The organism is Kutzneria sp. NPDC051319 (genome assembly GCF_040682195.1).
Taxonomy (GTDB): Bacteria; Actinomycetota; Actinomycetes; order Mycobacteriales; family Pseudonocardiaceae; genus Kutzneria.
Genome location: NZ_JBFBAM010000009.1, coordinates 188411 through 201233, shown reverse-complemented (window position 1 = coordinate 201233; position 12823 = coordinate 188411). Strand labels below are relative to the sequence as shown.

Annotated in this window: 17 protein-coding genes and 1 tRNA gene; 14 read left to right on the top strand and 4 right to left on the bottom strand. The window is 69.3% G+C overall.

Going from position 1 to position 12823, the window contains the following annotated elements:
- The first annotated feature begins 95 nt into the window (after positions 1-95).
- From AB0M73_RS12090 to AB0M73_RS12035, 12 genes are all read left to right on the top strand, one after another.
- Positions 96-1508: an FtsK/SpoIIIE domain-containing protein gene (locus tag AB0M73_RS12090; protein ID WP_363890170.1), complete on the top strand. Its 1413-nt coding sequence runs from the start codon at positions 96-98 to the stop codon at positions 1506-1508.
- A 127-nt stretch (positions 1509-1635) separates the two neighbouring features.
- Positions 1636-2106, top strand: a complete 471-nt coding sequence (locus AB0M73_RS12085; RefSeq protein WP_363890168.1) for a hypothetical protein — start codon at positions 1636-1638, stop codon at positions 2104-2106.
- Entirely contained in the window at positions 2103-2429 is a 327-nt protein-coding gene (locus AB0M73_RS12080) for a WhiB family transcriptional regulator (RefSeq protein ID WP_363890167.1), read from the top strand. Before AB0M73_RS12085 ends, AB0M73_RS12080 begins: the two co-directional genes overlap by 4 nt.
- Positions 2430-2493: 64 nt before the next feature.
- A complete protein-coding gene (locus tag AB0M73_RS12075; RefSeq protein WP_363890164.1) occupies positions 2494-2682 on the top strand; it encodes a hypothetical protein in 189 nt (62 codons plus the stop codon).
- Positions 2675-3031: a hypothetical protein gene (locus AB0M73_RS12070; protein WP_363890161.1), complete on the top strand. Its 357-nt coding sequence runs from the start codon at positions 2675-2677 to the stop codon at positions 3029-3031. The genes AB0M73_RS12075 and AB0M73_RS12070 overlap by 8 nt, the downstream gene beginning before the upstream one ends.
- Positions 3018-3395 (top strand): hypothetical protein, encoded by a 378-nt coding sequence (locus AB0M73_RS12065; protein ID WP_363890159.1) that lies wholly within the window; start codon positions 3018-3020, stop codon positions 3393-3395. The genes AB0M73_RS12070 and AB0M73_RS12065 overlap by 14 nt, the downstream gene beginning before the upstream one ends.
- A gap of 51 nt (positions 3396-3446) precedes the next feature.
- Positions 3447-4337 (top strand): hypothetical protein, encoded by an 891-nt coding sequence (locus AB0M73_RS12060; protein WP_363890157.1) that lies wholly within the window; start codon positions 3447-3449, stop codon positions 4335-4337.
- A gap of 82 nt (positions 4338-4419) precedes the next feature.
- Positions 4420-4713, top strand: a complete 294-nt coding sequence (locus tag AB0M73_RS12055; RefSeq protein WP_363890155.1) for a hypothetical protein — start codon at positions 4420-4422, stop codon at positions 4711-4713.
- A 77-nt stretch (positions 4714-4790) separates the two neighbouring features.
- Positions 4791-5318, top strand: a complete 528-nt coding sequence (locus AB0M73_RS12050) for a hypothetical protein (protein ID WP_363890153.1) — start codon at positions 4791-4793, stop codon at positions 5316-5318.
- Between the two features lie 43 nt (positions 5319-5361).
- Complete coding sequence (locus AB0M73_RS12045; RefSeq protein WP_363890151.1) at positions 5362-6801, top strand: replication initiator; 1440 nt, start codon at positions 5362-5364, stop codon at positions 6799-6801.
- Positions 6802-6805: 4 nt separating this feature from the next.
- Positions 6806-6988 (top strand): helix-turn-helix domain-containing protein, encoded by a 183-nt coding sequence (locus AB0M73_RS12040; protein ID WP_363890149.1) that lies wholly within the window; start codon positions 6806-6808, stop codon positions 6986-6988.
- Positions 6955-8178, top strand: coding sequence for a site-specific integrase (locus tag AB0M73_RS12035; RefSeq protein WP_363890147.1), 1224 nt, complete (start codon positions 6955-6957; stop codon positions 8176-8178). Before AB0M73_RS12040 ends, AB0M73_RS12035 begins: the two co-directional genes overlap by 34 nt.
- Before the next feature lie 66 nt (positions 8179-8244).
- On the opposite strand, the gene AB0M73_RS12030 is transcribed toward AB0M73_RS12035, so the two are convergent.
- A tRNA-Asn gene (locus AB0M73_RS12030) sits at positions 8245-8317 on the bottom strand.
- A 144-nt stretch (positions 8318-8461) separates the two neighbouring features.
- Between AB0M73_RS12030 and AB0M73_RS12025 the strand changes: the two genes are divergently transcribed.
- Positions 8462-8629, top strand: a complete 168-nt coding sequence (locus AB0M73_RS12025; protein WP_157494573.1) for a hypothetical protein — start codon at positions 8462-8464, stop codon at positions 8627-8629.
- Here AB0M73_RS12025 and AB0M73_RS12020 read toward each other — a convergent pair whose 3' ends face one another.
- The 3 genes from AB0M73_RS12020 to dnaG all read right to left on the bottom strand — a co-directional run bounded on the left by AB0M73_RS12020 (position 8630) and on the right by dnaG (position 11874).
- A complete protein-coding gene (locus AB0M73_RS12020) occupies positions 8630-9397 on the bottom strand; it encodes a trans-aconitate 2-methyltransferase (protein ID WP_363890146.1) in 768 nt (255 codons plus the stop codon). It lies immediately after the preceding gene.
- Between the two features lie 84 nt (positions 9398-9481).
- Positions 9482-9976, bottom strand: a complete 495-nt coding sequence (locus AB0M73_RS12015) for a hypothetical protein (RefSeq protein WP_363890145.1) — start codon at positions 9974-9976, stop codon at positions 9482-9484.
- Positions 9973-11874 (bottom strand): DNA primase, encoded by a 1902-nt coding sequence (dnaG, locus tag AB0M73_RS12010; protein ID WP_363890144.1) that lies wholly within the window; start codon positions 11872-11874, stop codon positions 9973-9975. Before dnaG ends, AB0M73_RS12015 begins: the two co-directional genes overlap by 4 nt.
- A 44-nt stretch (positions 11875-11918) precedes the next feature.
- Between dnaG and AB0M73_RS12005 the strand changes: the two genes are divergently transcribed.
- Entirely contained in the window at positions 11919-12821 is a 903-nt protein-coding gene (locus AB0M73_RS12005) for a sigma-70 family RNA polymerase sigma factor (RefSeq protein ID WP_363890141.1), read from the top strand.
- Positions 12822-12823: the final 2 nt, after the last annotated feature.

Here is a 12823-nt window from a genome sequence, read left to right as displayed (position 1 = left end):
TCCTTGGACACCCCCCACCGAACCGTTGGGCCTGTCCAGGGACGGCGGGATCACCGAGATCCGCAACCACCCGTTTGCCCTGGGAGGGAACGACAATGAGCAAGAACACCAACAACGGCTCGCGGCGGGGGATCGGTCCGGAGATCCGCGCGATCCGCTGGGCCATCCGCCACCCCAGCATGGTCGCCATGCCCACCATGTTCGGAACCGGCGAGCTGGAGTTGCTGAGCCACTTCGGCTCGATCGGGGCCGGCTCGGTGACCGGCGCATTGGCGCTGGGAGTCACGGCCTGGTACCGGGGACACCCGGACTCGTTCGACAGCATCGCCGCCCCGCGTGTCCGGGCCGCCTGGCGACGGTGGGCCGGGCCGTACATGGGCGTGAAGTGGCGGGACCTGTGCGACGCCACGGACCTGTCCAAGGAGCATCGCCGCAAGGGCATCACGATGTACCCGCGTGTGGTGAAGGTGCAGGCGTTCAGCCCGCACGTCGACCTCGTGCACGTCCACCCCGCCAAGGGCCAGTCCATCCGGGCGTTCGAGTCCCGTTTGGACGACATCACGGCGAGCCTGCGGGCGGAGCGGGTCGCACTGGAGCCGCTCACGCGGGGCCGGTTCGTGATGATCGTGCAGCGCACCGAGCCGTTCACCGAGGTCATCCCCGCACCAGAGATGCCACAGCACTCCAAAGAGGTCGACCCCGCCCGGCTGTACGTGGGTGAGGACGAGTTCGGCAACGAGTGGACCGAGTCGCTGGTGGGCACCTCGTCGTTCCTGCTCGTGGCCGGCGCGGTCGGCTCCGGCAAGAACTCCATCCCGCTCGCACTGCTGCGGGGCCTGGCCCCGATGATCCGCGACGGCCTGTGCAAGGTCTGGATCATCGACCCGAAACAGCTGGAGTTCGCCGCGCTCAAGCCGATCACGGTCAACGGCCACGCCTACGCCACCGTGGAGAAGGGCGGCGACGGCGGAGCGTGCCTTGAACTGTTGGACGACTACATCACCGACATGGAGCGCACCCAGCGCCGCATCATGGAGATGGGCGTGCGGTCGGTGCCAATCAGTGAGGAGTTTCCGCTCAACGTGCTGATCGTGGACGAGGTGGCGTCGCTGGTCGCGTTCACCGAGGACTCCAGCGCTCGGGGCATCAGCTCCAAGCTGGCCCGGATCGCGTCCATGGGCCGCACCACGCACCACTCCATGGTGGTGACCACGGTGGACCCGGGCAAAGACGTGATCGAGTTCCGGGACCTGTTCCCGTCGCGGATCTGCCTGCGGGTCTCCTCCCCGACGCAACCGAACATGGTGCTCGGTGAGGACGCCCGCGAGCGGGGCGCGGTGGCCGATGACATCCCGCTGGGTGATGAGTTCATCGGGATCGGCTACGCGCAAGGGGAGAAGACCAAGACCCCGCGCCGTGTCCGGGCCGCCTACACCAGCGACCGGGACATCACCGAGCTGATCGAGTTCGTCACCGGCAGCCGAGGCCACCTGCGCTCGGTTGCCTGACCTTCCCGCGGCTTACTGTCCCCGCCCCGTGATGAACGTGGTCGGGCCGTCCATTCGAGTTGGACCGGGGATACCAGAACCTGTTGCACACCAACCACTCTCACCCTCTGGAAGGGGGCTGATCGTCATGCGCGCACTTCTTGCCCATCAGTCGGGCACCCGGCACATGGACCGCCTGTTGTGGCGGCTGCGGTCGCACATCCGCTCGCAGAACCTGCCGCGCCCCAACACCATCACCCTGTCGGACATCGGGCCCACGGTCGCGATCGACTACGGCGCGGGTCAGGGACGCCAGCGCGTGCGCAACCTGATGGCCTGGATCCCGAACCTGGATGGCGTGTCACTGCGCTGGGTGCTGTGGCCCTCGGGCTACCTCGCGGTGATCCTGTCGGCCCGGATGGGCGCCGCAACCCTGGAGATCTCGGCCGGCGCGGACATCCGCGAGTTGGGCGGCACCATGGACTACCAGCGGCACACGGTGTCGGGTCACCTGGCCGGCCACCTGGTCCCGACCGAGGTCGTCAGCCCGGTCACCGAGACGGTCCTGAACGCGGTCCTGTCGGCCCCCAGCGTCTCCTCCCTGGGGGTGGCGGCATGAACAACGTGGACGCCCGTTACGCGGGCCACAAGGCCCTGATGATGGCGTTGTTCGGCCGCTCCGGACGGCAGCCCGCCTGGCGCACCGACGCCGCCTGCACCGGCACCGATCCGGAGATGTTCGAGGACCAGCACCGCATCGGCGAGGCCCAGCAGGTGTGCGCCGGCTGCCCCGTGCGAGACCTGTGCGGCACCGATCAGCTGGCCTGGGAGTCGCACACCGGCAACCGTCGCCGCTTCCCCTCCGGCGTCGTCGGCGGGCTGACCGCCGCCGCGCGGCACGCCATCCACTACCCGCCCAAGCCTGCGGCCGAGGCCGCGTGATGACCGCCCTGTTGAGCACTACCACCGTCACCCCGCATCCCCTGAGTTGATCGGAGAACCTGCCATGAAGTTGCTCCTGATGTTCGAGCTGTCCTGGCGCGCGGTCGGCCGGCTGATCGGGGTCGGCATGCTCGCGCTGGCCGCCCTCGGCGTGGTCGCCCTGATCGCGAGCCCCGGAATCGCCGTCGCTGCCGGCATCGTGCTGGTGATCCTCGTGACGGCTGTGGTCAAGGCGCTGAAGAGCGATGAGTGACACACCACCACTGCCGGCGACCCGCGACGAGATCGCGTTCGTCACCAACCGTCTGGTGTGGACGAACGCGGTCCGCTACTTCATCCCCACCTCGGCCACCGGCCCGCCGTACCTGCGGACCGACATCACCGCCACCCGCGCGCCCCGCACGCACGAGCAGTGCCTGGTGGAGCTCATGGCCAGCGGATGCGTCACCACCGACGCGCCCGACACCGAGTGCAGGCTGCCGGTCCCCGAACGCGGCCGGGTCGCCATGGTGCCGCTGAACCTGACCCCACGTGGCCGCCGCTACCTGCGGCAGCTGCTCGACGCGCAGTCCCTGGAAGGCCCACAAAGTGAACGCTCGTAAGGAGAAGAAGAACGCCATGCCGAACGTGTCGACGGTGTACGAACTGTCCAAGAAGGACTTCTGGCAGCACCAACGGAACCTGATCGCGCAAATCTCGCGGCACTGGCTGGGGCGCGGCAAGAACGGCCGAGACGCCGTGTACCGCATCGACGGCCAGCACCGCAAGGCCGTGCCCTGCTCCGCACTGGACGCCGAACAGGTGTCCATCATGATCAACCTCGGCTACATCACCGAGGAGACCGGGACGATCACCCGCTACCTGGACTTCAAGAAGACCGAGCCCGTCACCGTGCACCTGCTGACGGTCACCAAACAGGGCTACGACTTCATGCGCGACATCTACGCGCCCCGCAACCAGGGCTGAGCCCGCAACCAGTTGTCATCCCCGTCCACGTCACCAGGGAGGTGAAGCGTCATGTCCCACCGCACCAGCACCGAACAGTCCACACCGGACGAGACCGACCGGGTCCGCAAGCTCCGGGCCGAACTGCACGAGGCGCACGACTTGCACGCGCTGTCGGAGGACCCGCTCCGCCACATCGTCGCCCTGGAAAGGCTCCGCGTGTCCGTCACCCGCTCCATGTGGTGGGGCCTGGCGGCCGGGCTCGGGTTCACCACCGTCGGTGTCCACGACTTCCTGGCCGGCGACAAGCCGATCAGCGACCCGATGTGGTGGGGCTGCTGGCTGGTTGAACCCGCGCTCGCCGCGCTGCTGATTACCCTGCTGCGCTGGGAATCGGAGATGCTCAGCCGAGGCGTCGCGATCCCCACCGGCCGGCCGGACAAGACCACCGGCCCCGTGCAATGGCTCAAGCGGGTCCTGCTCGGGTCCACGCTGGTGATGAACGTCGTGCCCACCCTGTGGCCGAGGGCCGGCTCTGGGGAGCAGGTGACGCCCGGCTCGGTGTTCGTGCACATCGTGATTCCGATCGTGGTGTTCCTCGTCGCCGAGGTCATGCCCTTGATCCAGACGGGGTTCACCAAGGCCAAGGAACGCCACACCCCCAAGGCGGCTGCCGGAGTCACGGCCGCAGTGGTCCGGGAGAGCAATCCGCGCCTTCCCCAGACGACCACCTCGCCCGCCATCGAACCGGTGTCGGCCACCACGCCCGCGCCCGCACGACCGGCCGTGGCTGCTGCGGCTACGCCGTCGCGGTCTGCGATCCCGGACGCGATGCGAACCAAGCTGGTCGACCTTCGCGCTGACCTCGGCCGGTCCCTCACGCCTGAGGACATCCGGTCCGCGTTGCGGGTTCCCGAGGGTTACGCGGCCCAACTCGCGGCGTCTCTGGCCGACGCGGCCTGATCGGTCCACATCAGACATACCAGCGGGGCGCAGCCACACCCGGTTGCGCCCCGCCTTCCTCGACGACAGAAAAGGAATGGTAATGGCACTGAAACTGGCACTGTCCAGCGCCTTGATCGCACTCGCGGTCGGCGGCACGGCCCACGCCTGCAACGCCATCGGCACCACGAGCCCGACCGGACCTGGCGCGCAGGTCCCGCTGACCTCAGGGCAGGCCGTGTACGACGGCGACGGCATTCACGTGGAGTGCAGGGGCGCGACACCCATGGTCGTGAAGCCGCTCAGCAACGCCAACGTCACCCGAGCCAACCAGGTCTGCGCCGAACTCGCGCACGACTACAGCTTGCTGGAGTCCGCCGTCCAGAACTCGCACTGACAACAGCAGATCACGGGGCACGGTCCACACCGGATCGTGCCCCGAACCGTCTCTCACCCCACCGAAAAGGGCTCGTGATGACGACCACCCAGGACGCCCCAGAACTACTCATCCACCCCGACGGCACCGTCTGGGAACGCTGGTACGACCGCGACGACGGCGGATGGCAACAGGCCCGCGCGGTGTTCTGGACCGACGAGGGCGTCATCGGCAGCCTTCCCGACGTCGTGATCGACACCGCCGACGTGCCGGTCCATCGCAACTCGGGCCGGGCGCTGGAGGGCTGCCGCTGGGCCACCCCCGACGACGCCCGCAACGCCATGGGCGCCACACCGCAGGCACCCGCGCCGGTCGACCCACCGCTGATGGTCGGGGAAGTCATCCCAGCCTTCCTCGCCGCCTCCTGCTCCACCGTGCGCGAACGCGTGCTCGTCGACATCGGCCACCAGGCCGTCCCCGACGGACCGGTCTTCAGGCTCACGATCTCCGCCGACGTCCGGGCCGCGATCGAGCTGTACCGCAGCCTGTCCGGCGCGCTGCGCTACCTCGGTGTCGACACCGACGCCCTGTGGCCGGCCACGGTAACCATGACCGACCGTCACTGATCCATCCCGCAAGTCCTTGTCCCGCAACAACTGGGGGTACACCATGACGTCCACACTGGACGACCGCTTGGCCGGGCGGATCCGCCGCGCCGACTTCGGAACCTGGCGCGATAAGGTCACCGCCGTGCGGGGCTGCGCCCGCCCGATCCACCTCACCGGCTCGACCACGATCCTGGCCACGCCGCAGTCCAACCCGTTCCCGCTCTCGCCCACCACCAAGGCACATGCGCTGGCGCATCGGTCCGGGCACATCTTCGTGCCCTGTGGCACCCGCCGTGCCTCGGTCTGCCCGGCCTGCGCCGACCGGTACGCGGCCGACGCGTTCCACCTGATGCACTCCGGGTTGGCCGGCGACGAGGGCAAGGGCGTCCCGGTCTCGGTGACTGCCAAGCCCCGCCAGTTCGTCACCCTCACCGCCCCCAGCTTCGGCACCGTCCACGGCCGCCGGACCTCCCGCCGTGGACGTCAGATCCCGTGCCGCTGCGGGGAGTTCCACCACCCCGATGACACCCGGCTCGGGACCGCCGTCGACCCGGACACCTACGACTACGAAGGCGCGGTCCTGTGGCAGGCCCACGCCGGAGCGCTGTGGCACCGGTTCGTGATCACCCTGCGCCGCCATCTGGCCCGCGCCGGCAACCTGTCCGAGGCGGCCCTGACCGCGCAACTGCGGGTCTCCTACGCCAAGGTGGCCGAGTACCAGCGCCGGGGCCTGGTCCACTTCCACGCGGTGATCCGCATCGACGGCCACGACGGCGCACACGACCCGACCCCGAAGTGGGTCACCCACGAGCTCGTGGACGGCTGCGTGCGCTCCGCTGCGGCGGCCGTGCTGGTCGAGTCCTGGCGGCCCTGCGGCACCGTCCTGCCGCTCACCTGGGGCTCCCAAGTCGACGTTCGGGAGATCCGCCCGGACCAGGCCGGGCAGTTCGAGGACCAGGCCGGTCAGGTCAGCGAGACCAAGCTGGCCGGCTACATCGCGAAGTACGCCACCAAGTCCACCGGCAGCACCGTGGACGGCATTGACCGCCGATTGTTGTCCCAAGGCGCGATCGACATGCTGACCGGCATCACCGAGCACCACCGCCGGATGATTCAAACGGCCTGGGACCTCGGCGGGCTGGAGATGTACAACGATCCCAAGGACGGGCTCAAACTGCGCCGCTGGGCGCACATGCTCGGATTCCGAGGCCACTTCCTCACCAAGTCCCGCCGCTACTCCACGACCTTCCGGGAGATCCGCCACACCCAAGCCGCGTTCCGACGCACGGAAACGCTGGCAGCACTGGGAATCGAGGACGACGAGGGCGTCGAGTACCTCGGCTTGGACGGCAGCAAGATCTACGTCACCCCGACCGCGCTGGTCGTCAACTCATGGAACTTCGTCTCGGTCGGCTACGACTCCGACGAGGAACGAGAACTCGCAGCGGCAATCGCCGAGGGACTGCGCAACATCATCTCGCCAACACAGGAAGGGAGGTAGCGACATGGATGACAAGACGTGGGGACCGAAAGAGGTCGCCGAGTATCTCGACATCCCCGTACAGACGATCTACCAGTGGAGGACTAAGAACTACGGTCCGCCCGGCCGGCGGGTCGGCAAGCACGTCCGTTACCTCCCCGACGAGGTGCGGGAGTGGTTTCGGGACCTATCGACGGACGTGGCGTGATGGGCCGGCCAAGGCTGCCTATCGGCACGTACGGCGAGATCTGGACGCAGCCGACGGAATCGGGCAAGGTCCGGGCCGTTACGAACTATCGCGACTTCGACGGTGTCACTCGGCCGGTTGAACGGGTCGGCAGGTCGAAGGCGGCTGCGATCGCCAGTCTCAAGGAGGCGCTCAGGGACCGCAAGCGCGTTGACTTCGAGAACGAGATCACTTCGGAGAGCAAGTTCGCTGCGGTCGCGGAGATGTGGTTCGCGGCGATTCAGACTGAGGTGGACGAGGGGCATAAGTCGCCTGGCACGGCCCGGCTCTACAGGGACCGATTGAACAACCAGGTCCTCCCGGCGCTCGGTCAGCTGGCCCTCGGTGAGGTCACGGTGTCTCGTGTGGACAAGGTCGTGAAAGCGGTCAAAGACAAGCACGGCAGCGGAACGGCGAAACTCGCCCGAACCGTGATCAGTGGGGTGTTGGGCCTCGCAACGCGCCACGATGTGTACGACCACAACCCTGCGCACGAGATCGAGCGGATCCGCGCGGCAAAGAACAAGAAGGCTGCACGGGCGCTGGAACTCGATCAGGCGCAGGATCTGCGAGCCTGGATCGCGGCCGACGAAGTCGCCATTCGGCGGGATCTACCGGACCTCGCTGACATGATGTTGGGCACCGGAATGCGCATCGGAGAGGCGGCGGCCGTCGTCTGGGACGCCCTGGACCTGGATTCCGCACCTGCCGAGGTCGAGATTCGGGGAACGGTGGTTCGCGTGACCGGGCAGGGCCTGTACATCAAGCCCGCGCCCAAGAGCGACGAGGGCTTCCGGACGCTGGAGTTGCCGAACTGGCTGCGTGAGCAGTTGCGCCGCCGTAAGCCTGCGAACGCGTCGCCGGCCGACGTCGTCTTCACCGCGCCCATGGGCGGGCTGCGTGATCCGTCCAACACCAGCGCAGACCTGAAAGAGGCGTTCGAGGCTGCCGGCTACCCGTGGATGAACAGCCATGTGTGGCGCAAGACGGTGGCCTCGATGATGGACGACGCCGGTCTGTCCGCGCGGGCCGCCGCTGACCAGCTGGGCCACGCGAAGGTGTCGATGACCCAGGACAACTACTTCAAGCGGCGGGTCCGGCGTACCGGCGCAGCGGAGGTCATGGAGCAGGTGGTCCCGCCCACGGACCCCGCCGGCAATCACAAGGGTTAAGGAAGGGATGGTCCCGAACGGCGAAGGGCCCGTCCACTGTGGACGGGCCCTCACCTGCTATAACAGCTCCTCCAGCTGGACTCGAACCAGCAACCCTGCGATTAACAGTCGCATGCTCTGCCAATTGAGCTATGGAGGAATGTTCTGTTGTTCGCCGTCGTTCGGTCTCCCGCTCGACTGAGATAACTCTAGCGCATGCCGGCGAGGGGGTTTCACACACCCCCCTCCAGCGGGTACGCACAGGGGGTCAGCTCGGCGTGACGGCGATGCGGAGGAACCGACCATGAAGGCTTTCCTGCTGGGTGTTGCTGTCGGCTACGTGCTGGGAGCTCGCGCAGGTAGAGAGCGGTACGACCAGCTGGTGCGGGCGTACCGCCGACTCAAGGACCACCCGGCGGTGCAGGGGGTCGCGGGTGTGGTCAGGGCCAAGCTGGGCAACGACGGGGAGTGATCAAGATCGCACCCGGGCCACGGCGAACACGCGGCGGAACGGGAACCAGGTGGTGCCGTCGGCCCGGGGCGGGTAGGCCTTGCGCAGCTCGACGGCCAGCTCGGCACGGAATTCCTGCCAGTGGTCCTCGTCGAGGGTGGACTTGATCGGCCGCAAGGCCGTGCCGGTCACCCATTCGAGCACGGGGTCGGGCCCGGACAGCCGCTGGAGGTAGGTCGTCTCCCACGCGTCGACCTCGCAGCCGGCCTCGACCAGCACGTCGGCGTAGCCGGCCGGGTCCAGCACCGCCAGCGGCTCGCGCAGCGTGAGCTCCGCCAGCTCACGCTGCCACTGCGGGCGGCCGGCGACCTCACGGATGGTCGTGTGCGACGGGGAGAAGTGGTTGCCGGGCACCTGCATCGCCAGCCATGCCCCAGCCGGCAGCTCGCGGGCCCACCGGCTCAGCAGGGCCGCGTGGCCGGGCACCCACTGCAAGACCGCGTTCGTCACGACCACGTCGGTGTCGGCCCGCGGCTTCCAGTCGTTGACATCCATCACCGCGGCGTCGATTCCCCGCTCCCGCGCGGCCGCGACCATCTCCGGCGAGGAGTCCGACGCCTCCAGCGCCGCACCGGGCCAGCGCTCACCGAGCGTCACCGTGAGGTTGCCCGGCCCGCAGCCCAGGTCGACGACCCGGCGCGGCGCCTCGGCCCCGATCCGCGCGACGAGGTCATGGAACGGCCGGGCCCGGTGGTCGCCGAACGCCAGGTACTTGTCGGGATCCCACATCGCCGCCTCCTCGCAAACCGTACGTACGTCTTTTATAGCGCACCTACGGCTCCGCCACCAGACCTCGTGTCCGATCGGGCAGCCTCAGACCAGCCGGGCGGCGACCTTCTCCGCCAATGCGGCCACCGCCGCCGGATCGGCGCCGGCATCGGGCCTGACCTGGAGAATCGTCCCGTCCCGGCCGGGCACCCGACGGCGCACGAACCACGCGCCGCCGCCCGGCAGCTCATGCCGGTGCCGGTCCACGACCGACTGCGTCACCCGCCGCTGCACGGCCTGCGGCAGCTTGCCCGGCTGCTCCAGCGGGAGCCGCCGCGGCGGCTGGTCGGCCAGCAGGACGGCCGACCCGGCCGTGCCGGTCTCCACGGCCGCGATGACGGTCAGCGCGCTGCCGTCCCACGTCGCCTTGCTGATCAGATGCCAGCCGAGCCGCTCGGCGCCGGGCAGCCACAGCCCCAGCGACGTCGCCACCACCAGCTCACCGCCGGACGTGCCGCTGGCCGCCACGCTCTCGTTCGGGTCGAGCTGGCCGGCGAAGCCCTCGGGCAGGCCGGTCAGCTTGCGGCGCAGCCAGCTCAATACGCACCGATCCCTTGCTCGCGCAACGCCTTCCGGTACTGCTCCAGCGCCACCAGGTCGCCGAACAGCTCCCGGTACTCGGCCTCGTGCTCCACCGGCGACAGCCGCTGCAACCGCGACTTCAGCTCGGCGACCTGCTTGGCCACCAACGTCTCCTGCAGCCGCGCGACGATCACCTCGACATAGCGGATGTCCACTTCGGACTTCACCTGGACGGGATCGACCGCCAGCTCGGTCAGCAGCGACCGCAGGCTCTGGTGCTGCAGCTGCTGCCCCACGGCGTCCACGAACGCCGGCCCGGAGATGCCGCACGAGGCCCCGCCGGCGGCGATGATCGCCCGGTGCACCTCAAGGTAGGCCGGATCGGCGAAGGCGTCCTCGGGGAGCGAGTCGTAGTACGGCCCGGCCAGTGCCGGCGCCTGCAAGGCGATCTTGAGCGCCTCCCGCTGCGACCACAGCGCCGGATCGTCCCGTCGCGGCCGCGCCGGCCCGGCGACGTCCAGCCCGAGGGCACTCTGGTCCGGGTCGGGCTGCTGCACCCGGCGACCCCGGCGCACCGGCTCGGCACCGCCCGCCGACTCCCGCACCCGCCGCACGACGGTGTTGGTGTCCTCCCAACCCACCCAGCCGGCGAGCTGCCGCGCGTACTCGTCCCGCAGCGAGTGGTTCTTGATCCGGGCGACCAGCGGCACCGCCCGGCGCAGCCCCTCGACGCGTCCCTCGGCGGTGTCCAGGTCGTGCTCGGTGAGCAAGGCCTTGATGGCGAAGGTGAACAGCGGCTGACGGCGGGCCACCAGGTCCCGGACGGCCGCCTCGCCCTTCTGCTGCCGCAGCTCGCACGGGTCCATGCCGTCCGGCGCGACACAGACGTAGGTGTTGGCGGAGAACTGCTGGTCGTCGTCGAACGCCTTGAGCGCCGCCTTCTGGCCGGCCGCGTCGCCGTCGAAGGTGAAGATGACCTCGGCGCGGAACTCGAAGTCGTCCATCAGCAGCCGGCGCAGCACCGAGATGTGGTCGCTGCCGAACGCCGTGCCGCACGAGGCGACGGCCGTCGGCACGCCCGAGGCGTGCATGGCCATCACGTCCGTGTAGCCCTCGACCACCACCACCTGGTGTCGCCGCGCGATCTCCCGCTTGGCCATGTCGATGCCGAACAGCACCTGCGACTTCTTGAAGATCGGCGTCTCCGCCGTGTTGACGTACTTCGCCTCGATCCGGTCGTCGTCGAACAGCCGCCGCGCGCCGAAACCCACCACGTCGCCGCCGAGATCCTTCAACGGCCACAGCAGCCGGCGGTGGAACCGGTCGATCGGGCCGCGCTGGCCCTCCCGCGACAGGCCCGCCTTGTACAGCTCCTCCAGCACGAAGCCGCGGCCCAGCAGGTGCTTGGTCAGCAGGTCCCAGCCGGCCGGCGCGAAACCACAGCCGAACAGGGTCGCCGTCGCCTCGTCGAAATCCCGCTCCGCGAGGTACTCCCGCGCCTTGAGGGCGTCCGGCGTACGCAGCTGCTCCATGTAGAACTCCGACGCCGCGCGGTGCGCCTCCAGCAGCCGGCTGCGGGTGCCACGGTCCCGCTGCACGCTGGCGCCGCCGCCCTCGTACGTCAGCTGCAGGCCCACCCGCTCCGCGAGCCGCTCCACCGACTCGACGAAGCTGAGGTGATCGATCTTCATGACGAAGGCGATCACGTCCCCGCCCTCGCCACAGCCGAAGCAGTGGAAGGTGCCGTGCGTCGACCGCACGTTGAACGAGGGGGTCTTCTCGTCGTGGAACGGGCACAGCCCCTTCAGCGCGCCGCCGCCGGCCCTGCTCAGTGCGACGTACTCGCCGACCACCTCGTCGATCCGATTGCGGTCGCGCACCTCGGCGATGTCACTGTCCCGGATGCGTCCTGCCACAACACCCGAGTGTAGGCGGCCACCCATGCGGCAGGATCCACGGCATGTCCGTCCCCGACGACCTGGCCGCCGCGTTCACCGCCCACCGCACCCACCTGGTCGGCGTCGCGTACCGCATCACCGGCCGGTTCGGCGACGCCGAGGACGCCGTCCAGGAGGCGTGGCTGCGCCTGTCCGCGCACCCAGAGGGCATCCGCGACCTGCGCGCGTGGCTCACGACGGTCGTCGGCCGGATCTGCCTCGACCAGCTCAAGTCCGCCGCCTCGCAACGGGAGCGCTACGTCGGCTCGTGGCTGCCCGAGCCGCTCGTCACACCCGCCGAGGGCAGCGATCCCCTGGACGTCATCGTGCGCGACGACGGCATGCGCATGGCCGCCCTTGTCGTCCTGCACACCCTCACCCCCGAACAGCGGGTCGCCTTCGTCCTGCACGACGCCTTCGGCGTGCCCTTCCCGGAGATCGCCGACACCCTCGGCTGCACCCCCGCCACCGCCCGCCAGCACGCCTCACGGGCCCGCCGCATCGTCGAGGACGCCGACGTGCCCCCGCGCGTCGACCTCGACACCCAGCGCACCGTCCTCGCCGAGTTCCTGGCCGCCGTCGCCACCGGCGACCTCGACCAGCTGCTCCGCGTCCTGCACCCCTCCGCCGCCTTCACCGGCGACGGCGGCGGCCGCGCCCGCACCACCCTCAACGTCATCACCGGCCACGACAAGATCGCCCGCTTCCTGCTCGGGCTCCGCGCCATGTACGGCCCGCAAACGCTTGCCGCCTACCGCTTCGGCCTGGTCAACGGGGACCTCGGCCTGGTGTTGCCGGCCGGCCACGGTCCTGATCCCCGCGTCAGCGCCTTCGCCATCCGCGACGGCCGGATCGTCGCCATGTACGACATCGCCAACCCCGACAAGCTCACGCACATCGAGTTCGACGAGACGCCCCAGCCCTGATC